General features: G+C 71.8%; 22 protein-coding genes and 1 pseudogene. 12 read left to right on the top strand and 11 right to left on the bottom strand.

Annotated features, from left to right (window positions below):
• Positions 1–20: 20 nt before the first annotated feature.
• Positions 21–1,112: a hypothetical protein gene (locus ACMXN5_RS44385; RefSeq protein ID WP_439680538.1), complete on the bottom strand. Its 1,092-nt coding sequence runs from the start codon at positions 1,110–1,112 to the stop codon at positions 21–23.
• 222 nt (positions 1,113–1,334) lie between these two features.
• On the opposite strand from ACMXN5_RS44385, the gene ACMXN5_RS44380 reads away from it, so the two are divergent.
• From ACMXN5_RS44380 to ACMXN5_RS44365, 4 genes are all read left to right on the top strand, one after another.
• Entirely contained in the window at positions 1,335–1,835 is a 501-nt protein-coding gene (locus tag ACMXN5_RS44380; RefSeq protein ID WP_439680537.1) for a MarR family winged helix-turn-helix transcriptional regulator, read from the top strand.
• Between the two features lie 168 nt (positions 1,836–2,003).
• Positions 2,004–2,657: a DsbA family protein gene (locus ACMXN5_RS44375; protein ID WP_439680536.1), complete on the top strand. Its 654-nt coding sequence runs from the start codon at positions 2,004–2,006 to the stop codon at positions 2,655–2,657.
• A 112-nt stretch (positions 2,658–2,769) separates the two neighbouring features.
• On the top strand, positions 2,770–3,270 hold the full coding sequence (locus ACMXN5_RS44370) for a nitroreductase family deazaflavin-dependent oxidoreductase (RefSeq protein ID WP_439680535.1): 501 nt from the start codon (positions 2,770–2,772) through the stop codon (positions 3,268–3,270).
• A 226-nt stretch (positions 3,271–3,496) separates the two neighbouring features.
• Entirely contained in the window at positions 3,497–4,390 is an 894-nt protein-coding gene (locus ACMXN5_RS44365; protein WP_439680534.1) for a hypothetical protein, read from the top strand.
• Between the two features lies 1 nt (position 4,391).
• On the opposite strand, the gene ACMXN5_RS44360 is transcribed toward ACMXN5_RS44365, so the two are convergent.
• Together ACMXN5_RS44360 and ACMXN5_RS44355 are read right to left on the bottom strand one after the other, a co-directional pair.
• Complete coding sequence (locus tag ACMXN5_RS44360) at positions 4,392–4,874, bottom strand: phosphatase domain-containing protein (protein ID WP_395792175.1); 483 nt, start codon at positions 4,872–4,874, stop codon at positions 4,392–4,394.
• A gap of 129 nt (positions 4,875–5,003) precedes the next feature.
• Complete coding sequence (locus ACMXN5_RS44355) at positions 5,004–5,552, bottom strand: DinB family protein (RefSeq protein WP_439680533.1); 549 nt, start codon at positions 5,550–5,552, stop codon at positions 5,004–5,006.
• A gap of 164 nt (positions 5,553–5,716) precedes the next feature.
• On the opposite strand from ACMXN5_RS44355, the gene ACMXN5_RS44350 reads away from it, so the two are divergent.
• From ACMXN5_RS44350 to ACMXN5_RS44335, 4 genes are all read left to right on the top strand, one after another.
• Entirely contained in the window at positions 5,717–6,562 is an 846-nt protein-coding gene (locus ACMXN5_RS44350) for an NAD(P)H-binding protein (protein WP_439680532.1), read from the top strand.
• Between the two features lie 437 nt (positions 6,563–6,999).
• Complete coding sequence (locus ACMXN5_RS44345; protein WP_439681417.1) at positions 7,000–7,086, top strand: tryptorubin family RiPP precursor; 87 nt, start codon at positions 7,000–7,002, stop codon at positions 7,084–7,086.
• A gap of 120 nt (positions 7,087–7,206) precedes the next feature.
• Positions 7,207–8,271 carry a cytochrome P450 gene (locus ACMXN5_RS44340; protein ID WP_439680531.1) on the top strand — a complete coding sequence of 355 codons (1,065 nt, stop codon included), beginning with the start codon at positions 7,207–7,209 and terminating at the stop codon, positions 8,269–8,271.
• Positions 8,272–8,556: 285 nt separating this feature from the next.
• Positions 8,557–9,330: a hypothetical protein gene (locus ACMXN5_RS44335; protein ID WP_439680530.1), complete on the top strand. Its 774-nt coding sequence runs from the start codon at positions 8,557–8,559 to the stop codon at positions 9,328–9,330.
• Between the two features lie 7 nt (positions 9,331–9,337).
• Here ACMXN5_RS44335 and ACMXN5_RS44330 read toward each other — a convergent pair whose 3' ends face one another.
• Complete coding sequence (locus ACMXN5_RS44330; RefSeq protein ID WP_439680529.1) at positions 9,338–10,081, bottom strand: GNAT family N-acetyltransferase; 744 nt, start codon at positions 10,079–10,081, stop codon at positions 9,338–9,340.
• A 215-nt stretch (positions 10,082–10,296) separates the two neighbouring features.
• On the opposite strand from ACMXN5_RS44330, the gene ACMXN5_RS44325 reads away from it, so the two are divergent.
• The 3 genes and pseudogenes from ACMXN5_RS44325 (at position 10,297) to ACMXN5_RS44315 (ending at position 12,085) form a co-directional block, all read left to right on the top strand.
• Positions 10,297–10,947 carry a helix-turn-helix transcriptional regulator gene (locus ACMXN5_RS44325; protein ID WP_439680528.1) on the top strand — a complete coding sequence of 217 codons (651 nt, stop codon included), beginning with the start codon at positions 10,297–10,299 and terminating at the stop codon, positions 10,945–10,947.
• A gap of 5 nt (positions 10,948–10,952) precedes the next feature.
• A pseudogene (locus ACMXN5_RS44320) lies at positions 10,953–11,831 on the top strand (aminotransferase class I/II-fold pyridoxal phosphate-dependent enzyme); the annotation flags it as partial.
• Between the two features lie 41 nt (positions 11,832–11,872).
• Positions 11,873–12,085, top strand: coding sequence for a hypothetical protein (locus tag ACMXN5_RS44315; protein ID WP_439680527.1), 213 nt, complete (start codon positions 11,873–11,875; stop codon positions 12,083–12,085).
• A 31-nt stretch (positions 12,086–12,116) separates the two neighbouring features.
• On the opposite strand, the gene ACMXN5_RS44310 is transcribed toward ACMXN5_RS44315, so the two are convergent.
• From ACMXN5_RS44310 to ACMXN5_RS44285, 6 genes are all read right to left on the bottom strand, one after another.
• Positions 12,117–13,616: a purine-cytosine permease family protein gene (locus ACMXN5_RS44310; protein WP_439680526.1), complete on the bottom strand. Its 1,500-nt coding sequence runs from the start codon at positions 13,614–13,616 to the stop codon at positions 12,117–12,119.
• A 26-nt stretch (positions 13,617–13,642) separates the two neighbouring features.
• Positions 13,643–14,923, bottom strand: coding sequence for a M20 family metallopeptidase (locus ACMXN5_RS44305; protein ID WP_439680525.1), 1,281 nt, complete (start codon positions 14,921–14,923; stop codon positions 13,643–13,645).
• The gene (locus ACMXN5_RS44300) at positions 14,923–15,831 is read right to left on the bottom strand and encodes a DUF1028 domain-containing protein (protein WP_439680524.1); all 909 of its coding nucleotides are present in this window, start codon (positions 15,829–15,831) and stop codon (positions 14,923–14,925) included. Before ACMXN5_RS44300 ends, ACMXN5_RS44305 begins: the two co-directional genes overlap by 1 nt.
• Before the next feature lie 88 nt (positions 15,832–15,919).
• Positions 15,920–16,918: an LLM class flavin-dependent oxidoreductase gene (locus ACMXN5_RS44295; RefSeq protein ID WP_439680523.1), complete on the bottom strand. Its 999-nt coding sequence runs from the start codon at positions 16,916–16,918 to the stop codon at positions 15,920–15,922.
• A gap of 4 nt (positions 16,919–16,922) precedes the next feature.
• Positions 16,923–17,471 carry a YybH family protein gene (locus ACMXN5_RS44290; protein ID WP_439680522.1) on the bottom strand — a complete coding sequence of 183 codons (549 nt, stop codon included), beginning with the start codon at positions 17,469–17,471 and terminating at the stop codon, positions 16,923–16,925.
• Positions 17,468–18,340, bottom strand: a complete 873-nt coding sequence (locus ACMXN5_RS44285) for an alpha/beta fold hydrolase (RefSeq protein ID WP_439680521.1) — start codon at positions 18,338–18,340, stop codon at positions 17,468–17,470. Before ACMXN5_RS44285 ends, ACMXN5_RS44290 begins: the two co-directional genes overlap by 4 nt.
• Positions 18,341–18,432: 92 nt before the next feature.
• On the opposite strand from ACMXN5_RS44285, the gene ACMXN5_RS44280 reads away from it, so the two are divergent.
• Positions 18,433–19,347 (top strand): MerR family transcriptional regulator, encoded by a 915-nt coding sequence (locus ACMXN5_RS44280; protein WP_439680520.1) that lies wholly within the window; start codon positions 18,433–18,435, stop codon positions 19,345–19,347.
• Positions 19,348–19,721: 374 nt separating this feature from the next.
• On the opposite strand, the gene ACMXN5_RS44275 is transcribed toward ACMXN5_RS44280, so the two are convergent.
• On the bottom strand, positions 19,722–20,060 hold the full coding sequence (locus tag ACMXN5_RS44275) for a GNAT family N-acetyltransferase (protein WP_380002389.1): 339 nt from the start codon (positions 20,058–20,060) through the stop codon (positions 19,722–19,724).
• Positions 20,061–20,067 lie beyond the last annotated feature (7 nt).

The raw sequence follows: 20,067 nt of genomic DNA, 5'->3' as shown, positions 1-20,067 counted from the left end.
CACCCCGGCACGACCGGCGGTTACCGCGCCGTGCCCATCGGCCGCCTCGAATCCCGGTAGGGGCAGGCCAGTTGGCGCAGGATCTCCTGGGCGAGCAGGTCCTCGCGGCCCTTCAACGCGTCCGCCGAGCGCCGGTCGTGCGGGAACACCAGCTCCGCCGCGACGTTGTCCTGCACGATCCGGGCCAGGTTGTCGAGCGCGACGAGGACCGGGTCGGTGGGCGGCTGGGCGGTCGCGACGTCGATCAGGTGCGAGTCGGCCGTCGCGGGGTCCATGAACCGTTTGACGATGATCGAGTTCTGGTTCAGGGCGGACGTGGTCCAGATCGACAGGACGACGACGTACAGGCCGGGCCAACCGCCGGGGCCGACCTCGTCCCGCCACCGGTTCATCAGCTCGGTCACGCCGTCGATCTGCGCCCGCGCCGCGTACTCGATGTTGGTGGCGATGGCCTCGCCCAGGTCGCCGGTGAAGTCCTCGAACGACCGCATGTCGAAGGCGGCCCGGGCACTCGCTTGGGCGATGAACTCCAGCGCCGCGTCCAGGATTTGCCCGCTCGCCCCGGCGAGCCGACCGGGCAGGCGCGCGTCGTCGAGCTGCCGTCGGGCATCGGCCAGGGTGGCGCCGAAGGCCCGAAGCGGACCGATCCACTCGTTCGTCCAGGGGCTCTTGAACGCCACCATGTCCACGTCGTGCCGGTCCAGGCGCGCGGTGTCGGGCAGATTCGGGATTCGCCGGTCCAGGTATGGCGCGAGGATCGAGAAAATGCCCAACGGCACGTGGGCGATCGACTTGGCCAGTTCGAAGATGTCGGAGACGGGCCACAGGGACTCCCGTCGGCCGTCGTGCACGAGGGTGAACAGGCCGCCGCGGGAGTCGTTCTCCACGACGACGACCGGACCGAGGTGCGGGATCAGCCCGGCCCGCAGCGTGTCGTAGTGGCGCCGCGTGTCGCCGTCGATCGCGACGATCGTGTTGCGGGCCCGCAGTTCGGCGCCGGCCGGATCCGGCCCCGGATCGCCCGCGTCCGGGGCCGCGACGCCGATCCCGCCGAGGAATGTCGAGGCGCCGACGGCCGTCACGGATCCGAGGAAGTCCCTACGCGCGGTCATGCTGCACACGCCCGCCTCTCCGCCGCCGCGTCCCGGGCCCGGCACCGTTGTCGACCTCCAGCGTGAGGGCGCGGGACGGCGCGATGCCATCCCTCGTTCGGCTGAACGCGCGGGGCCGCCCCGCGCCGGACCACGGCGCGAGCCGGGAGTGACAGGGGCGATGATCTCGGAGGCACGATGATCGTCGTGGGAGTCGGGTCGGGCGAGCGAAGGGTGCGGGGCGTGGGCGAGGACGACGGCGCCGGGATCGAGTCGGCGCAGGATGCCGCGAACGACGAGCTGGTTCTCGCGTTCGGGCGGTTGCAGGGCGCGGCGGGGCGGCTGGAGTACCTGCTCGGCGGCGCGATCGAGGAGGAGTTCGGGATCAGTCACCTGATGTACGAGGTGCTGCTGATCGTGGGCCGGGCGGGGGGCGCCGGCATGTCGATGCGCGCGATCGCGCAGGAGCGGGTCCTGACCACGGGCGGGATGACCCGCCTGGTGGACCGCATGGAGGCGGCCGGCCTGGTGGCGCGCACCGACGACCCCACGGACCGTCGCGGCAAGCTGGTTCGGCTCACCGCGCACGGCCGGGACGTCGTGGTGCGGGCCAGTCGACTCCACGTGCAGAACATCCGCCGCCACTTCCTGGCCCCGCTGCCCGAGGAGGCCCGGGAACAGTTCATGGAGTGCCTGCGCATCCTGTCCCACTCGGCCCGCGACGCGCTGCCGCGTCTGCGCTAGCCGACGGCCGCCGGCGCTTGCCGGGTCGACCGATCGAGTAACCGCCCCGCGGGAATACCTGACGAGGCAGATACTGTTGGAGCAGATACATCGTCTCGGGCAGCGGTCGTGCCCGGAGCGGTGCGGTGCGTGCACCCGAGCCATTCCCTCCCGAAAAGGTCCCTTCCCGTGAAACTCATCTACGTCTTCGACGCATACTGCGGCTGGTCCTACGGCTTCGCCCCCACCCTCGCCGAGGTCACCGCGCGCCGGCCCGAGCTGCCCGTCGAGGTGGTATCCGGGGGACTGTTCACCGGGCCGCGCGCCGTGCCGATTCGCGAGTTCGGCTATGTGCAGGGGGCGAACGCCCGGATCAGCGAGCTGACCGGGGTCGTGTTCGGGCCGGCGTACGAGCGGCTGATCGCGGACGGATCGTTCGTGATGGACTCCGCGGCGGCGGCGCACGGCATGGCGGCGCTTCGGCAGGCGGCGCCGGATCGGGCCACCGCACTGGCCGGTGATGTGCAGGCCGCGTTCTACCGCGACGGGCTGAGCCTGTCGGAGCCCGGTACATTCCTCCGCGTCGCCGCCGCGGCCGGCCTCGACACGACGGAGATCGCCACCGCGCTCGACGCGCCGGCCGGCCGTCACGCGGCCGAGGCCGACTTCCGACGGGCGGCCGAACTGGGCGTGACGGCGTACCCGACCCTCCTGGCCCAGGACGGCGAGCGCATCGCGGTCCTGGCCGTCGGCCGCGCCGATCCCGACACGATCGACACCGCGCTGGAGCGATTCGGCGCGGGCCGCTCCGACACCACCACCGCCGGGTCCGCGAGGCCATGACGCCCTGAGGCCCCGGTCGGCCGAGCCCTCGACACAGGATTGGTTATGCGCATAATCTTATGCGCATAACCAATCTGCCGTCAGGCACACTCACAGCCCGTCGAGGAGAGCCATGACCACCGACATCGACCAGAGCACGAGCGCGATACCCACCGGCGACTACGAACCGAGCGCGTCGCCGTGGGTCCGCGAGCACGTCGAGCAGATCATGCGCACCGGGACCACCGAGGGCATCACGATCAAGGGCCTGCCCACCGTGCTGCTCACCTATCGGGGCGCCAAGTCCGGCAAGATCCGCAAGACTCCGGTGATGCGCGTCGAGCACGAGGGGCATTACGCGGCCGTCGCGTCCAAGGGCGGCGAGCCGACCAACCCTCAGTGGTACGCCTCCCTCGTCGCCGAACCCGTCGTCGGTCTCCAGGACGGCACGACCGCCGGCGCGTATCGAGCGCGCGAGGTGTTCGACGACGAGAAGGCCGTGTGGTGGCGCCGAGCCGTGGCGGCATACCCGGACTTCGCCGACTACCAACTCCGGACCGACCGCCTGATCCCGGTCTTCGTCCTCGAACCCGTCGACGTGAACACACCGGCGCAGCACGACGCCGAGCACTGAGCCGACCGACCCTCGCGCCCGGCGAAGGCGGCCTCCATCCCAGGGCGCCGCTTTCGCCGGCACCCCTGCCATCTCGACGAAACCCCCGCCGGCGCAAGGGAGTCCGCCTACCCTGATCGGGGAGGGTCGCACGCGGTGGTCCGCGGCGACCGTGGGGGAGCGCGTCCGTATCCGCGTCCACCGGGCGCCGGTCACCGGACGCGGTGAGACGGTGGGGGTATTCGGCATGTCCTTCGGTGTGTCCCCGAACCAGGCGCCGGGCGTACGCGCGCTCGGCCGGACGGTGTGTGCGGCGACCGTGGCGGGATCGCTGGTCGCCTGTGGAGTGGTGGTCAAGCAGGGCCTTCCGGCACTGACCGTCGAGGTGGCCCGGCTGATGATGAGCCAGGGCGGCGACATCACGATCGAGCAGGCCGCCAAGCTCACGGTGACCGTACTGGGACCGATAGCCCTGGAAGCACTGCTCGCCGCAAGCACATCCGACCCGGGCCCCGGCACCGGCCCATCCGGCGGCATCGTCCCCGTGGCGCATCGGATCGCCCCCGCCACGACGCAACCGGTCGACAACGACTGGACGATCGTGGTGCGCCGCAAGGTCGGCGGCACCGTGCGGAACACCGGATACCGAGTCGCCTACGCGGGCAAGGTGTACGTGCTCACCAACGGCCGTACCGCGCAGTCGTTCGAGCCCAGCCGGAAACTGATCACGATCGACGCCACCTCGGACACCGCGACCGCCGTCGCCGTCGTGGACAGCCTGGAGCAACCGGTGCGCAGCTCGGGCAAGTTCCGGCTCCTGGTGGCCGGCAAGTACACCGACTACGACTTCGACTCCGACAAACGCTCCGCCTCGCACGCCGGCACCGACCTGCACGCCGGCCTCGGCGGCCCCTCGGCCGCACACGGCGCGCGGTACGCGAAGTTCTCCGGCGACAAGACACCGTCCCTACAGGACTGCGTCACGGAGCCGCCGGACGCCTGGGGCAGCGACTTCAACAAGCTCAACCCCTACGGCCACTACTGCCTACAAACCACCGAAGGCCACTTCGGCACCCTGGCCCTCGGCAGCACAAGCGAATACTCCTACACCATGTGGCAAACAGCGGCCACCACCAAGTGAATCAGGTGCGGCCCGCGTCGTGCTGGGCTTGGCGCAGTGTTTGTGAGGGGGGCATCCAGTCGGCGCGGATCACCCGGAAGCCTGCGGCTCGGTAGGCGTCGCAGACCAGGGCGTCGTCGTCGACGACCATCGCGACGGTCCGGCCGCGGGCGAGCTTGCGCAGCAGTGCGGGTTTGGCGACCCGGGCCGGGCGGCGGTCCCGCTCGGCGCGCATCAGCAGGCGGCCGGCGGGCAGTCCGTGGCGATCCAACCACTCGACCGTGTCGCGCCTGCAGCGCTCCGGGCGGCCGGTCAGGTACACCACCTCGTGCGACTCCGCACTGGTCCGCGCGAGTTCGACACCCTCGGCGAGCGGGGCGTCCTGCGCCGCGGCCGCGAAGAACGCGTTCCAGTCCCGGGGCGGCGCCTCGACGAAGTGCAACCGGTGCCGGGTATCGGCCACCGTGCCATCCAGGTCGAACACCGCCAGCGGACGGGATATCACAAACGCCTCCACGACAATCCGGACTCGGTCGCGCAGTCTACGCCGACCCCGCGGGGTTCCCGGGCGTCGGCTCGGCTCCGCCGCCTCACGCCCCGCCGTGGGTCGACCCGATCCACGCGGTCGCGATGTTCACATGCCCGTGGTGCCGTCGAGGCGTTCGCGGAGGAGGTCGGCGTGGCCGTTGTGGCGGGCGTATTCGGCGATCATGTCGACCAGGATGCTGCGTAGCGAGATCGGCTCCCCCGTACGCTTGCGCGTTCCCGTTTCGTCCAACGAGGGTGCGGCGGCGGTGATTCGGCGGGAGTGTTCGCACTCGGCCCGCCAGACGGCGAAGGCTTCGTCGGTGTCCCCGTCCAGGCTGTCGAAGTCCTGGTCGGGATCCTCGTCGGAGTAGTAGAGCAGCGGTAGTTCCTCGCCGGCGAACTGGATGCGGAACCACCAGCGCTCGACACCGGCCAGGTGCCGCACCAGGCCGTGCAGGGACATCGTGGACGGCGGCACCGCCCGTTCGGACAGCTGATCCGAGGACAGCCCCGCGCACTTGAGCTCGAACGTGTCCCGGTGCCAGTCCAGCACCGCGCTCAGGGTTTCGCGTTCACCTCCCACGGAGGGCGGAGCGGGCCGATCGTCCCCGTCCCATCGGGGTGCGTAGTGCTGGGGCGGGGGCGTGCTGTCCATGATCCACCTTCCGGGTCGGAGTCCGACCGAGTATCACCGGCCCCACCGACATCCGCCCGAGCGGCACCCGGCCCCCGACATGCGGTGACAGGCGCGCGAAACGCGTGCTACGGTCACTCTCGTCGAACTGAGTCAGTCAACTAACTAACAAGCAGGAGACGACAATGATCGTGATCACGGGTGCGACCGGCAACATCGGCCGGACGCTTGTGGGGCAGTTGGCGGCAGCGGGCGAGGACGTCGTGGCCGTGTCGCGGCGCCCGCAGCTCACGGACCTTCCGAACGGCGTACGGCACGCCCGCGCCGACGTCGGGGACTCGGCGAGCATGCGGCCGGTCCTCGACGGCGCCGACGCGTTGTTCGTCCTCCTGGCGGGTGAACTCAACGCCCACGGAGAGAGCCCGGACAACCTGGTCGGCGCCGCCGCGGACGCCGGCGTCGGGCGCATCGTCCTGGTCTCGTCCCAGCTCAACACCACCCGCCCCCAGGCCCCTTCGCATGCCCGGTTGCGGGCCTTCGAGGCGGCGGTGCGCACGTCGGGGACGGACTTCACGATCCTGCGCCCGGGCGCCTTCGCGTCCAACGCCTTCGCGTGGGCCGAGTCGGTTCGCGGCAAGCGCACGGTCTTCGCCCCGTTCGGCGACTCGGCGCTGCCCGTCGTCGACCCGACCGACATCGCCGACATGGCCGCGGTCGTACTGCGCGAGGACGGTCACGCCGGGCGTACCTACGAGCTGACCGGACCCGAGGCGATCAGCCCGCGTCGGCAGACCGAGGTCATCTCGGCGGCGCTGGGCGAACCGGTCGCGTTCGTGGAGCTGTCCCGCGAGGAAGCCCACGCGCACATGGCGCAGTTCATGCCGGAGGAGGCGATCGGCGGCACCCTGGATGCCCTCGGCCTCCCGCTGCCGGCCGAGGTGGAGGTCGGTCCGGACGTGGCGAACGTCCTGGGCCGTCCGGCCCGACCGTTCGCCGAGTGGGTGGCGCGCAACCTGCCGGCGTTCCGGTAGCGGCCCTCCCGGGCGCGCGAACGGCGGCGCGCCCGGGGGGAGCTTCGGCCGACGAACGGATTCCGACGCCTCACCCGGGCGCACCGGCCCCGCCGAACTCCCCTGGGCCACCGGTCACTTCGCGCCGCCCGGACGGCCGGACGGCCGCCACATCGGCCCGGGCATCCGGCTCTGCCGGCCCGCTCTCCCCGTGGCCGAAAGAAATCCGTTTATCAGGATCGACGAACAGCCGATTACATCGTTTGTGTGAGGAGTATGTGAGTAGCGTGTGAGTCTTTTTGATCTGTGATCTACATCACATTGACGCACCTTTCGTATCAAGGCTTCACTTTCGAGGCGACGAGAATCGAAAGACGGATTCTCTAGCGGTGGATATCGCTCCACTGGTCCGGGTCTCATAGGAGGCCCGGCCGGTCCACAGTCACCTGGAGGTTGTCGTGGTGAAGATCGTCAACTCTTTCTCCAAGAGGTTCAGGTTCGAGAAGAGCCTCAAGTCCGCCACCTGGTTCATCTGGTACAGCTGATCGTTTCGATCGACTCCGCGCGAGGTTCGGCCGAGTCGGATCGCCGCCCGGGCTCGCGTCCGGTGGAGCCGCGTCCCGGCTCCACCGGGCGGGAGACTCTACGTCCTGTGGAGAGCGCCGATGAATCGTTCCGACACGGTCGGAAGTGCCCGGGTCACCATCTTTGCCCCGAAGATCGAGGAACTCCTGCGCGAGCATCGTGGTGCGGGGTTTTTCCGCATCGACGGCGACACCGTCGGAATCGCCGATCCGGAATTGATCAACAAACTCCTGGAGAGCAGGTCGGCTCACGAATTCGAGCGGCCGACTTTCAAGCCGCTCCAGGGAAGGTCGATTGCCCGAGGGGAGGCCAACGACGTCCTGCGAGCCGTCTCGCACGACGTGCGCGCCGCATTGGGCGGGCCGGCTCCCGATTCCGTCGATTTTTCCGGAATCTGGCCGCGTACGGGTCACGCCTATCTTCGCGGTCTTCTTTTCGGGCCCGACCCGTCGCGGTTCCGCATACTCACCGATCGCCGCCTCGAAAAGGCTCCGGTACTCACCCGCGCCATGGTCCGCACGAGTGCCGTCCTGCCGGGAAAGCCCGCCCTCGATCCGCCGGTGTCCCGCCTCGCGGCCGTCACCGCCACGGCCGCCGCCGAGCACGGCGACCGGCGCTACGCCATGGGCCTGTACCGCCGGGTCGCCGCGCCGGTGTGCCTGGGGGTCGCGGCACTGGTCGCCAACGCGCTCTGGCTCGGCTCGCCGTTCCACCCCGACGCGAGCAACCGGCATATCGTGCTGGAGTCGCTGCGGTTGTTGCCGCCGTCGTGGAACATCCTGCGGGTGGCGTCCCCCGAGTTCGCCGCCGTGGACTCCCGGATCGGTCCGCACGACGACGTGCTGCTGCTACCGCTGCTGACCCATCGCGATCCCGAACTGTGGCCCGATCCCGACGTGTTCAGCCCCGAGCGCTGGCACGAGAGGGACGAGGACGACCACCCGGGCTACATCCCCTTCGGCCACGCGAGCGATCGTTGCCGAGGCCGCCATCTGATCGTCCCGCTCGCCGAACACCTCCTCGAACGCCTGCGCGCCGACGGCCTCGCGGTGAGCCCCGAACAGACCACCGCCAGGGTGCCGCTCGCCGGCCTGCTCGGGGTCACGCGGGTACGGGTGTCCCGAACTCGCCTCCCCGGCAACTGAGTTCGTACCTCCGCCCGTTCCGGGTGCGGAGGATTGCGCGTGGCACGAAATGTTCCTCCGTGCCAGTGCAGTTCGTGCCCTGTCACCGCTCCCGCCCACCACGCAGACTGGCGGCGGCCCATGATCCGCCCGCGCGGCTCCCTCCCTTCCCCGTGGGTGAGTTCGCAGCCGCGCGGGCCCGGCCGACCCCGGACGGCCCCCGCGTCGTGCCGTCGACGAGCGCCCGCGATCATGTACCGCAGCCACGATCGGTGGGGTCGGGGCGGGAGCGGATCGGAATCATCGATGGCGCGTGTGGGTTCGGCTGCGTCGGGACGCCTGGCGGCGGCCGCGGCGGCGGGGATGGTCCTGGTGACGGGATGTTCGGCGGCTGCGGATCTGGCCGACACGGCCTCGGCCGATCTGTCGACGTTGAGCGCCGAGGCGGCCTCCGAGCGGGTCGCCAGGGCCGTGGACCGCGTGCATTCGGTCCGCGTCACCGTGGAGTTGCGGCGCAACGGCGCGACCCAACGCACCGATCTCCGGTTGGACATACGCACCGGCAACTACTCGGCGACCGGCAAGACGTCGAGTTACACGATCGAGACGGTGCGGATCGGTGAGGACGTCTACGTCAAGGCTTCGCGCGCCTACTGGCAGTCGCGGCTCGGGCGCGACAAGGCCGCCCTCCTGAACTCGCTCGACGGTAAGTACGGCCACGTGGCCACCGACGACCCGGCCCGATCCACCATGAAGAACCTCAGCCGAAAGGCGGACCCGCACACCGTCCTCCCCACCCTGGCGAAGGCTGATCGCCGCCCCGACTCCACCGCCGACGGCCGGCGCATGGTCGTGTTCGCCGAACCCGGCGAGAAGAACCCCGACCTCCTGTACATCCCGGCCGAGGGCCCGGCCCTGCCCGTCAAGATGACCGACTCCCCGTCCAAGGGCGGCTCCGACACGGCCACCCTGACCTGGTCCGAGTACGACCAGCCCGTCGACATCCAGGCCCCGGCAGCCGACCGAATCGTCGAACTTCCCAGCCTCGGCACCGCCCCACCCGGCGCCGGCCTGCTCTGAGCACCCGTCACCCCCCTCCGCCGGAAGGCACCTCACCGAGCCGAATGCTCACCTGGGCACCCAGTTCGCGATAGCCGAGCCCAACCGCGACCCGCCGCGAGGACAGCGGTCTCGCCCGCCACTGCGGCACCAGGCCGGCCTCGAGGGCGTGCGCCGTGGCCGCGGAGGCCACCGTCCGACCCAGCCGCCGCCCCCGGCGGGACGGCGCGACCAGCACGCTCAGATGGGCCGTCGCCCGCGGCCAGGTCCGGTATCCGGCGGCGGCCACGACCTCGTCACCACGACGGAGCACGAACGCGGCCGAGGAGATCTCGGCGAGCCCGCTCTCGTCCGCGTCCTCCTCCCCCGCGGCGGTCAGCAGCGCCGCCACGTCCCGGTCGCCCACCGGCACCCGCTCGACCCCGACGCCTCGATGCGCGGCGAGGAACCCGTCGCGGTCGACATAGGAGAGCGAGGCCGGGCCGAGGACGTCGACGACGGGCAACTCGTCCCGCAGTCGAGCGGCGTCCACGAGCCCTCGATACGACAACCTTCGCGCGGCGGACTCCAGCAGCGCCGCGGCCCGCGCATCGGGGGCGGTGACAACGGCGGCATCCCCGATCCGCACGATACCGACCCACCCCGGCGGACACAGCAACGATCCGGGCGCGACCACCGTGGTCACCGCGTGCGACGCACCGAACTCGACTGGGGTGCAGGCAAGTTCGGCCCAAAGGTGGCGGACGGGGGTAAGCAGGGGGTCATCGGCCATCCCCGCATCCTGCCGACTCCGCGACAGCGACGCGAGCGCATTCCCGCCCCGGAATACCGTCGCCTCCCTCGGCAGGGGCGCACCGCCGGACGCGGTCGCCCCGCCCGCCGCGTGGCCGACCTCGCACCGCACCGACACCCGCCGCGCGGCACCGGCGGCGCGCGCCCCGAGACAGCTGCTGGACGTTCCGTCCGATCCGGACGTACAGTCCAGGCGTGAGCACGGTGACGAAGGAAGACGACGCGGATCCCCGGGTGCGGATGTGGGAGCCCGTGGGGCGGGCCGTCGCGTTGTTGCTCGGGCCCTACGCCGAGGTCGTTTTGCACGATCCCGGGACCGACCGGGTCCTGGCGGTGTGGAACCCGTTCACCTCGCGCGGTCCGGGCGACCCCTCGGCCCTGGGCGAGTTGGCCGCGTTGGATCCGGCGGCGCGCGACGTGTACGGGCCGTACGAGAAGGTGCTCGCGGACGGCCGCCGGCTGTCGTCGGTCAGCGCGGTGTTGCGCGACGCGCACGGGCAGCCGGCCGCGGTCTTGTGCGTCAACCTCGACCGCACGCCGCTGGAGCGGGCCGCCGCCGTCCTGTCCGCGTTCGGCGCGCCGACCGTGCGGCGTCCCGAGCCGCTGTTCGAACAGGACCTGTCGGCGCGCGTCGCCGAGGTGGTCGGTGGCCATGTCCGCGCCACCGGGCGCCCCGCCGAGCGCATGACCCGCCCGGACCGGTTGACCGTCGTCGCCCGCCTGGACGAGGCCGGCGTGTTCGCGGTGCGCCGCGTCGTCCCGGTCGTCGCCGAGGCCCTGCGGGTGTCCCGGTCCACCGTGTACGACCTGTTGGCCGATGTACGAGCGACGAGCGAGAGAAGCTGACCACCATGACCCGGCTGCCCGATTTCCGGCTGGAAACGTATTTCTCCCGCTGGGAGTTCACCGCCCGCCACCACCTGACCGCGTCCGACGCGCAGACCATGACGCTGAGCGAGCTGCTCGAACTGGCGGACGACAGCGACCGGGACGCCTTCGAGCACCTGTCCCTGGGCTACACCGAGACCTTCGGCGACCCGGGCCTGCGGGCGGCGATCGCCGGCACCTACGACCACATCGAGCCGGACGACGTCATCTGCTTCGCGGGCGCCGAGGAGGCCCTGTACGTGGCGATGAACGTCCTGCTCGACGCCGGCGACCACGCCATCGTGGTGACCCCGAACTACCAGTCCGCCGAGACCGTTCCGCTGGCCCTGTGCGAGGTCACCGGCGTGGCGCTCGACCCGGCGCGGGACTGGGCCCTGGACCTGGACGCGGTGGTCGCCGCGATCCGCCCGAACACCCGGGTCGTCTCGGTGAACTTCCCGCACAACCCCACCGGCAAGGTCGTCGACCGCGCCGAATTCGCCGCCCTGGTCCGGCTGTGCGACGAGCGTGGCATCCGTCTGTTCAGCGACGAGGTGTATCGCGGCCTCGAACGTGATCCGGCCCGCACCCTGCCGCAGGCCGCCGACCTGTCGCCGCGCGCCCTGTCGCTGAACGTGACGTCGAAGTCCCTCGGCCTGCCCGGCCTGCGCATCGGCTGGATCGCGTGCCGCGACCGGGCCCTGCGCTCGCGCCTGGAGCGGGCCAAGCACTACACCACGATCTGCAACTCCGCGCCGAGCGAGGTGCTGGCCAGGATCGCCCTGAAGGCCCGCGAGACGATCCTGGCCCGCAACCGCGCCCTGATCACCGCCAACCTGACGGCGTTCGACGCGTTCTTCGCCGAGTACCCCGACGACTTCGAGTGGCGGGCCCCCGACGGGGGATGTGTCGCCTACCCGCGCTACCTCGGCGCCGACGGGTCGAGGCGTTCTGCACCCGCCTGGTGGAGGAGGCGGGCGTGCTCCTGCTGCCCGCGAGCATCTACCGCTCCGACCTCACCCCGACCCCCACCGACCGTTTCCGCATCGGCGTCGGCCGCGACCACGCCGAAGCCGCGCTGTCCGCCTTCTCCACCTGGCTGCGCACCGGCCGCTGACGCCGACGCCGAGCCTTCCGGCGGAGCGGCGTCATCCCGTGGCGCGCGGCGCGGAGCGCACGACGGCGCTCGGACCGTCGAGCCGGTTGCGGCTGTCCCGGATCGCCTCCCGCTCCCGGGCCGGATCGAAGCCCCGGGTGGCCAGGAAGTAGGCGGCGCCGGAGACGACCAGGCCGACCACGAACGCGATGTCGGCGCCATCGAGCGTGTCGACCATGGGCCCGGTGTAGAAGCCGGTGGTCATGAACGGGATCGACGCGGTCACACCGAGGGCGTAGGACAGCAGACCCGCGAGGCCCCAGCGGCCGTAGATGCTGTCGGGGCTGAAGATCTCGGTGATGGCGTAGTGGCCCCGGCGCACGAAGTAGTAGTCGATGAGATTGACCGCGGTCCAGGGCGCCAGGGCGTAGAGGATGAGCGTGATGAAGTCGTTGAAGCTGTCCAGGTACTTCCCCGGCAGGCCCTCGGCCACGGCGAAGACGACCGCGGCGCCGGTCGCGACGCCGACGACGCGGGTGCGGGCGGTCAGCGCGATCGGCCGGAAGGCGTGCACGATGCTCAGGCCCGAGAGCATCGCGCCGTAGAGGTTGACGCCCATGATGGCGATCGCGCTGGGGACCAGGACCGCGATCACGGCGGTCTTGCCGAAGCCGGAGAAGAGCGTGTCGCCGATGTCCTGGAGGTTGACCAGCGCGTCGGGGACCGGAACGGAGCCGGCGATGAAGTTCCCGAGCACCATCAGCCAGATCGCCGACAGGGCGGCCCCGGCGTAGGTCCAGCCGATCACCCCGCGCGCGGGGATGTCCGCGGGCAGGTATCTGGAGTAGTCGGAGACGTAGACGGCGTAGCCGAGTTGGTAGCCGGCGGCGGCGACGAACTGGGCGAGGGCGGCGGCCCAGGTGAAGGAGGCGGTGTGCGGGTCGTGATGCGGGCTCAGATGCATCAGGGCGAGCACGGTGAGGATCCCGAACACGGGTACGACCAGGTACGGCAGCAGGCGCAGCACGGTGTGCAGCAGGTCGTAGCCGACGATCGCGAGCACGGCCGCGAGCAGTACGATCACCACCGCCCACAGCGTGGTCGAGCCGGGGAGGACCGTCTCCAGCACCTGGGAGGCCAGCAGTACACCGAAGGCGCTGAAGCCGATGTAGACGCAGATGACGGCGAGCATCGGTACGAGTGCGCCGCGGGTGCCGAACTGGGCGCGTGACTGGATCATCTGCGGCAGGCCCATGGTGGGCCCCTGGTTCGCGTGGAACGCCATGAAGCAGGTGCCGAACAGGATGCCCAGGACGGTGGCCGTGATCGACCAGCCGAGGGACAGTCCCATGACCGGTCCCGCGAAGCCGACGACCATGGTGGTCGGCACGAACTGTCCGGTGAACCAGAACGGCGCCTGGTGCCAGGCGCGGCCGTGTCGCTCGGACTGCGGGATGTAGTCGATCGAACGTGTTTCCAGGACCGGGCCGCTGCGCGAGTTCTCGCCGGGTGCCGGCTGCCGGCTCCTCGTCGCGCCTGTGTGGTCAGCCATGTGCCCTCCTTCACGTGGGGCAGAATCTACAGTTGTCTGCCGGTTTGTCTGCTCGGGGAGACGCGGCCGATGTCGGCCTGTGCCACGAAGTCGGCGAATCCCGCGATGGCGCGGGCGAAGGTGCGCGCGGCGAGGGTGAGGTCGCCGATCCCGACCCACTCGTCGGCGCCGTGGGCCTGCTCGATCGAGCCGGGACCGTAGACGACGGTGGGGATGCCGAGACGATTGCGCAGGAAACGGGCGTCGGAGCCGAGCGAGAGGCCGATGAAGCCCTCGTCCGGCGCGACGCGCGAGCGGGGTCGGGAATGGGAGCGGGTGCGCGGGCGCGGTCGGCACGTGTCGACGAAGTCCGCGAAGGGGTGCGGCAGGGGCAGTTCCGAGGCCTCGCAGAAGAACGTCGGCAGTACGCGATAGTGGACGTCGGGGCACCTCGCGTCGATGGTGCGCACGATCGAGGCGTACACGTCGTCGGCGCGCTCCCCGGGCAGCGTGCGCCGGTCGATGGTCAACTCGCAGGCGGGGGCGATCACGTTGGCCGCGACGCCGCCGCGCACCATCGCCACGTTGCACGTCGGACTGCCGAGCAGGGGGTGTGGCCGGTCGTGGAAGCGGGCCAGGTGCAGGGCGGTGGTGATCCGCGCCGCGTCGGCCACCGCGGAGCGGCCGAGCGCCGGTTCGCCGCCGTGTCCGGCCGTACCGAAGACCTCGATCCTGGCCTGCCAGGAGCCGCGTTCGGCCACCGCGACGCGCAGCCCGGTCGGCTCGGGGACGATGCACGCGTCGGCCCGGACCAGTCCGGCGTCGACGAGTGCCGCCGTACCGTGGGCGCCGCCGGTCTCCTCGTCGGCGACGAGGTGGAAGACGATGTCGGCGTCCGGTGCGAGCCCGGCGTCCAGGCACGCGCGCAGCCCCTCGACGGCGGCGGCGATCCCGCCCTTCATGTCCGCCGCGCCGCGACCGATCAGCCGGCCGCCGCGGACGACCGGGTCGAACGGCGGCGTGGTCCAGTCCGCCTCGACCACCGGCACCACGTCCACGTGGCCGTTGATCAGCAGGGTCGGCCGCCCGGGCGCGCCGGTGCCGTACCGGGCGAGCACCGACGGCCGGCCGGCGCTCGACGTGAACACCTCGGTGACGCAGCCGATCGCCCCCATCAGGTCGAGCAGCGCGGGTACGGCCGCGGCCTCCCGGCCGGGCGGGTTGCGGGTGTCGACGCGCACCAGGTCGGCCGCGGTGCGGGTGACCCGATCCACCCGGACGAAGGCGTCGACGGCGGACTCGGGTGTGTGCGGCGAGGCGCTCGCCATCAGCGGGTCACCTCGCTCCGCGGCAGGATCCCGACCTGCGCCAGACCGCGCGCGAAATCGGCCAACTGCGGTCGCCCGGCGCTCAGTTCGTCGATCAGAGCGCGTCCCGCCTCGACCCGGCCGCTGCGCAGCAGCACCACCGCCCGCCACAGGTCCGCCTCACGGTTGGCGCCGAGGCCGATCGCGGCGGACGCGAGCGCGGCGATCGTCTCCCGGGCCCGGTCCGCGACGATCCCCGAGGCGTCGCCGATGACCAGGGGCGGGGCGAACAGGGCCGCCCCGATCGCCCGGAAACCGTCGTGGATGGGCAGCAGCCGGCGCAACTCGCCCACCGGGTCGGCGTGGTCGTCGACCCGGATGTCCGCGAGCACGTGCCGCCAGGGCCGCTCGTCCCGGACCGGGCCGACCACCTTGAGCACCGCCGACTGCGACCCCCGCGCGTCTCCCCCGGCCCGTTCGCCCGCGAGCAGCGCCGCGACGAGCCGGTCGGCGTGGGTCGAGGTCGAGGCGCGGTGGGTGGCGAGCATGGCCGTGCACACCGTGTCCGAGGCGAGCATGTTGCCCGCCGCCGCCATGCCCTCGCCGCGCGCGACGCCGGTGTGCGGCGCGCAGCCGGTGCCGGTGAAGCAGGCGTGGCGGCCGCCGGCGTCCATCACGATCGCCTGGCGATACTCCGCCTGCGGATCCGCCGACGTGAGCGCATCCAGTACGTCGTCGGGCGTCGCGCCCGCCCGCAGCAGCGCCAGGCCCTCGTGCGGCCAATCGGTGTTGGCGAACGCCTGGCTGACCACCACGCCGACGCCGGCCTCGGCGTCGCCCACGACGGAGCCCACGGCGAAGAAGTGCGACTGCGCGGCGAACCCCAGGGAGCCGTCGGCGGGATTGAAGCTCACCATCGAATAGGTCATCGGAATCTCCGATCGCTGTCGTGTGCCGTGTCGTGTGCCGTTGGGGGGCGGCCGACCCGGGGGTGCCGGGTCCGGGCCGCCCGCCGTCTCAGCCGCCGGCGCGTCCCGGAAGCAGGGGAAGCAGTTCGCGCGCGAGCAGGTCGACCTGTGCCTCGGCGTCCCGGTCGGGGTCCAGGCAGAGCGCGACGCGGTCCGCCCCGGCCTCGGCAAGGAGCGTGATCCGCTCGGCGCAGTCGGCGGGGGTGCCGACGACCGCCAACTCCTCGATCCAGGCGTCGGGGATGGCCCGTACCGCGTCGTCGAAGTCCAGTGCGGCCAGCGCCTCGGCCTCGTCGGCGATCCCGTGCGCCTCGGTCATCGGGTTGCGCGGTCCGGCGAGCAGGTACAGCCCGAACAACTCGCGCAGCCGCTCGCGGGCGACGGCGGCGTCCGGGTCGACCGAGCACAGCGCGTACGCCACCAGGTCGTGCCCGGCCCCGGCGCCGCCGGCGGCCACCCGCTCGGCGGCCCAGCGCACGTAGCGCGTGCCCGCGAGCACGGACAGCACCGTCCCGTCGGCCGAACCGCCGGACATGGCAAGCGCCTTGGGGCCTCCGACGCCCGCGAGGATGGGCGGCATCACCGCCGGCGGATGCGCCAGTCGCACCTCGCGGGCCTGATACGACGACGCCTCGACGGTCAACGTCTCCCCGGCGAGGAGGGTGCGCAGCCCGGCGATGACGTCGCGGACCGAGGCCAGCGGCGTCCGGGACCGGATGGCCATCTGGTCCAGCCAGTCCGGGACCCCGGCGCCGACCCCGGCGCTCAGCCGGCCCGGGTACAGGCCGGCGAGCGTGGCCAACTCCATGGCCAGCAGCGCGGGATGGCGCGAGGTGGTGGGCACGATGCCGATGCCGACCGGGAGTTCGGTCGCCGCCAGGACGGCGCCGGCGGCGGCGATCGCGCCGGTGTAGAAGTAGTCCTCGCCGACCCACAGTTCGTCGAAGCCGCCGCGCTCGGCGGCCCGGGCCGCCGCGACGATCTCGGCCGGTCGTTGCGAACTGCCCAGCACGAGGGCGATCCGTGGGGCGCGTCCGGTGGTGGTCATCCGCTCAGACGCCTTTCGGGAGCGGGTTCCAGGGTGTCCACCCCAGGCCGCGGCTGTCGGTGGAGTCGTCGAACCCGGGCCGCTTCTCGTCCGGGTCGGGCAGCGCGGTGATGTGGGTGTGCCACATGCGCCACTCGGGCGCGCCGGAGCCGCCGTCGCGGTGGTAGATCTCGGTGGCCCGGCCGAGCGTCGCGTCGACCGCGTCGACCGTCCACTCGCCGCCGTCCAGCATCTCCGCGTCGATGGTGAACTCGCAGGCCAGCCAGGCGGTGTCGCCACGGACCTCCAAGCGCATGATCCGGGTCCGCAAACCGCCGGTCTGCGCGATGAGTTCGCGGTACCACTTCCACAACGCGACCTTCTCGGTCATGCCGAAGTACGGGTGCCCGTTGAAGTTGAACATCAGGTACTCGTCGCCGGGCGACGGGAACACCTCGACCATGCGGTCGATGTCCCAGCCGATGTTGGACTCCCACCACTGCCGGTGCAGGCGCAGGATCTCGGCGATGTCCGCCTCGGGCGCGGTGCGTTCCGCGAACGGGGTGTCGGTCATGCTCGGCTTTCCTTTCGGGTGATCGGGCCTCGGTCGGGTCGGGGTCGACCCGACCGGGTGCCGTCGACGAGGGAGGCGATGTACGCCGCGACCCGGGCGGGTGCGGTGTACATGGGCAGGTGTCCGTGTCCGACCAGGACGGCGAGCCGGCCGGCGGTCAGGTCCGCGAAGGCGCGGGAGTCCGCGACGGGGCAACCCCGGTCGCCGTCCCCGACGATGGCAAGGGTCGGACAGCGCAGACGGGGCGCCGCCTCCAGGCCGGCGGCCGCGGCGGCGGCCGTCCAGATCGCCGCCGCCGTGTCGTCGGGGTTGACGCTGACGTCGGCCACGACGGCGGCGAACAGGGCGTCGTCCAGGCCGGGTTCGTCCGCGAGCACGTCCAACACCGCCTGCCGTACGCCTATCGCGGCGATGGCCGCCAGGAACTCCCGTGTATCGCCCGGTTCGGCGGCACGGAAGGCGCCACCCACCGTGGTCACGCTCGCGACCCGGTCCGGGTGCGCCGCCGCCAGTGCGACCGCCACGGCGGCGCCGACGGACGCGCCGACCACGTGCACCCGCGCCGCGTCCAGCGCGTCCAGGAGGGCCACACACTCCGCCACCCACCCGTCCACGCCGTAGGCGGCGCGGCGGGGCGACGCGCCGTGCCCGGACAGGTCGATGGCCACACACCGCCAGTCGGCGGGCAGCGCCGCGAGCACGGCGCGCCAGCACCGCGCCCGGAGGTTGGCCGGGTGGACGAGGAGCACCGTGGGGGAACCGGGCCGGCCACCCTGCCTGAGCAGTGCGGATGTCGAGTGCCCGGCCGCGTCCGCATCCGCGTTCGTGTCCGCCGTCGTGCCGAAGACGATTCGTTCCAGGGATGACACCGAGGCTCCCCTCTTCGTTGGGGCGCCATAGTTACAGTAACGATGTAAGTTTGTCGAGAGCAGAGATCGCGAACCGCCCTAGACTCCGGGGCATGAGTTGGCGAACGATCGGCGATGTCGCGGCCGAGGTCGGGGTCAGTCCCCAGACCCTGCGCGCGTGGGAGAAGCAGGACCTGCTCGTACCGGACCGCACGCCCGGTGGGCAACGCCGCTACGGCCCCGAGCACGTCGGCCGGGCCCGCCGGATCGCCGACCTGCGCCGCAGACACGGCTGGAATCCCGCCGCGATCCGCACCTCACTCGGCGAACCGGACCCCGCCGACGCCACTCCCCCGGCCGCCGACGCACCGGCCGCCGAGGCACCGGCCGACGGCGGTCGGCTACGTCGCGCCCGGCTGGCGAGCGGCCTGTCCCTGAAGGAACTCGCCGCGCTGACCGGCACGTCCGTATCCCACCTGTCCTCGATCGAGCGCGGGGTGGAACGTGCCTCGACCCAGCTGATCGCCCGGATCACCGACGCCCTCGGTGTCCCGATGAGCAGCCTCGCGTCCTTCACCCGAACCAACGCCAGCGTGGTCCGCGCCGACGAGCGCGCGAGCGTCGTCCTGGAGGGTGGCGTGCAGTGGGAGGAACTGCTCCTGCCCGGCCACGACCTCGAACCGGCCCTGCTGACCATTCCGCCGCACGGATCCAGCGGCGGCCCCTACTCCCGGCCGGGCGAGTCCTTCGCGTTCCTGATGTCCGGATCGCTCCGCGTCCGGGTCGGCGGCGGACTCGGCGACCACGACCGGGTCGCCGAACCGATAGACATCGCCGAGGGCGACTCGGTCGCCCTCCCGTCCCGCACCCTGATCTCCTGGGAGAACGTCGGCCGCAAGACCGCCCGGGCGATCTGGATCGAAGTCCTCTCCCCCAATGCCTGGTCCGACCCGATGACCCGACGCATCATCAAGGCCGCGTCCGGCTTCACCCCACCCGACGACGCCCCCGCGCCGGACCGGACCTGACCGGGCCGCTCTCCGAGGGCGCACGCGCGCCGCGAGCAGCGCGATGTCGTCCTCTCCGGGCCGACCCGCAGCGTGGCCGCGTCGAGCACGGCGAGGCGGTGTCGTCCCGCGTCGGCCTCGGTCACGGCGGCGACGATACCCACAGTCCGGCCCCGGATGTGCAAGCGCCGATGGCACGGCCGGGCGAAGAGGCGCACACCGGACGATTCACCACGCACGATCTCGCCCGGACGGTCGCTCGGTCGCGAAGCTCCCGGAGCGTGTCGCGGCGCGACCGGCGTGCGCCGCGAAGGGCGGCGCGAGGGGCCTCGCGTCATCGACCAAGCGTCGGCCCCGTGGCGGGCCGGCGCCGGTCGACGCGGGGCTCGGGCGGGTCAGCCCTGAACCTCCTGCAGCCACTGCAGGATCTCGGGGGTCACCGGGTCGACAAGGTCGGCGAACTCCTCGTGCTTGCCCAGGAATTGCTTGACATAGGGGCAGACCGGGACCACCCGCATCCCGGCGGCACGCACGTCGTTCAGCGCCTCCCGTACCAGCACGGAGGCCAGACCTCGGCCGGCGAACGCGTCGTCGATCTTGGTGTGGTAGAAAACGCGCTGCTCGCCCCGGTCGTGGTACGCCGTGAGACCGGCGAACGCGTCGTCGACGCGGATCTCGTAGCGGTGCCGGTCGGCAACGTTGTGGACGGTGGGTACAACGGCCTGCTCCGTCATCGCGAAT

Origin of the sequence: Embleya australiensis (assembly GCF_051903075.1) — a bacterium.
Lineage (GTDB): Bacteria > Actinomycetota > Actinomycetes > Streptomycetales > Streptomycetaceae > Embleya.
This window is presented reverse-complemented; position numbering and strand designations above follow the sequence as displayed.

Excerpts from the sequence above, each read along its gene's own strand:
- ACMXN5_RS44385 (WP_439680538.1), bottom strand. The coding sequence starts at position 1,112 with ATGACCGCGCGTAGGGACTTCCTCGGATCCGTGACGGCCGTCGGCGCC.
- ACMXN5_RS44370 (WP_439680535.1), top strand. The coding sequence starts at position 2,770 with ATGACCACCGACATCGACCAGAGCACGAGCGCGATACCCACCGGCGAC.
- ACMXN5_RS44365 (WP_439680534.1), top strand. The coding sequence starts at position 3,497 with ATGTCCTTCGGTGTGTCCCCGAACCAGGCGCCGGGCGTACGCGCGCTC.
- ACMXN5_RS44355 (WP_439680533.1), bottom strand. The coding sequence starts at position 5,552 with ATGGACAGCACGCCCCCGCCCCAGCACTACGCACCCCGATGGGACGGG.
- ACMXN5_RS44350 (WP_439680532.1), top strand. The coding sequence starts at position 5,717 with ATGATCGTGATCACGGGTGCGACCGGCAACATCGGCCGGACGCTTGTG.
- ACMXN5_RS44340 (WP_439680531.1), top strand. The coding sequence starts at position 7,207 with ATGAATCGTTCCGACACGGTCGGAAGTGCCCGGGTCACCATCTTTGCC.
- ACMXN5_RS44335 (WP_439680530.1), top strand. The coding sequence starts at position 8,557 with ATGGCGCGTGTGGGTTCGGCTGCGTCGGGACGCCTGGCGGCGGCCGCG.
- ACMXN5_RS44330 (WP_439680529.1), bottom strand. The coding sequence starts at position 10,081 with ATGGCCGATGACCCCCTGCTTACCCCCGTCCGCCACCTTTGGGCCGAA.
- ACMXN5_RS44315 (WP_439680527.1), top strand. The coding sequence starts at position 11,873 with ATGTGTCGCCTACCCGCGCTACCTCGGCGCCGACGGGTCGAGGCGTTC.
- ACMXN5_RS44310 (WP_439680526.1), bottom strand. The coding sequence starts at position 13,616 with ATGGCTGACCACACAGGCGCGACGAGGAGCCGGCAGCCGGCACCCGGC.
- ACMXN5_RS44305 (WP_439680525.1), bottom strand. The coding sequence starts at position 14,923 with ATGGCGAGCGCCTCGCCGCACACACCCGAGTCCGCCGTCGACGCCTTC.
- ACMXN5_RS44300 (WP_439680524.1), bottom strand. The coding sequence starts at position 15,831 with ATGACCTATTCGATGGTGAGCTTCAATCCCGCCGACGGCTCCCTGGGG.
- ACMXN5_RS44295 (WP_439680523.1), bottom strand. The coding sequence starts at position 16,918 with ATGACCACCACCGGACGCGCCCCACGGATCGCCCTCGTGCTGGGCAGT.
- ACMXN5_RS44290 (WP_439680522.1), bottom strand. The coding sequence starts at position 17,471 with ATGACCGACACCCCGTTCGCGGAACGCACCGCGCCCGAGGCGGACATC.
- ACMXN5_RS44280 (WP_439680520.1), top strand. The coding sequence starts at position 18,433 with ATGAGTTGGCGAACGATCGGCGATGTCGCGGCCGAGGTCGGGGTCAGT.
- ACMXN5_RS44275 (WP_380002389.1), bottom strand. The coding sequence starts at position 20,060 with ATGACGGAGCAGGCCGTTGTACCCACCGTCCACAACGTTGCCGACCGG.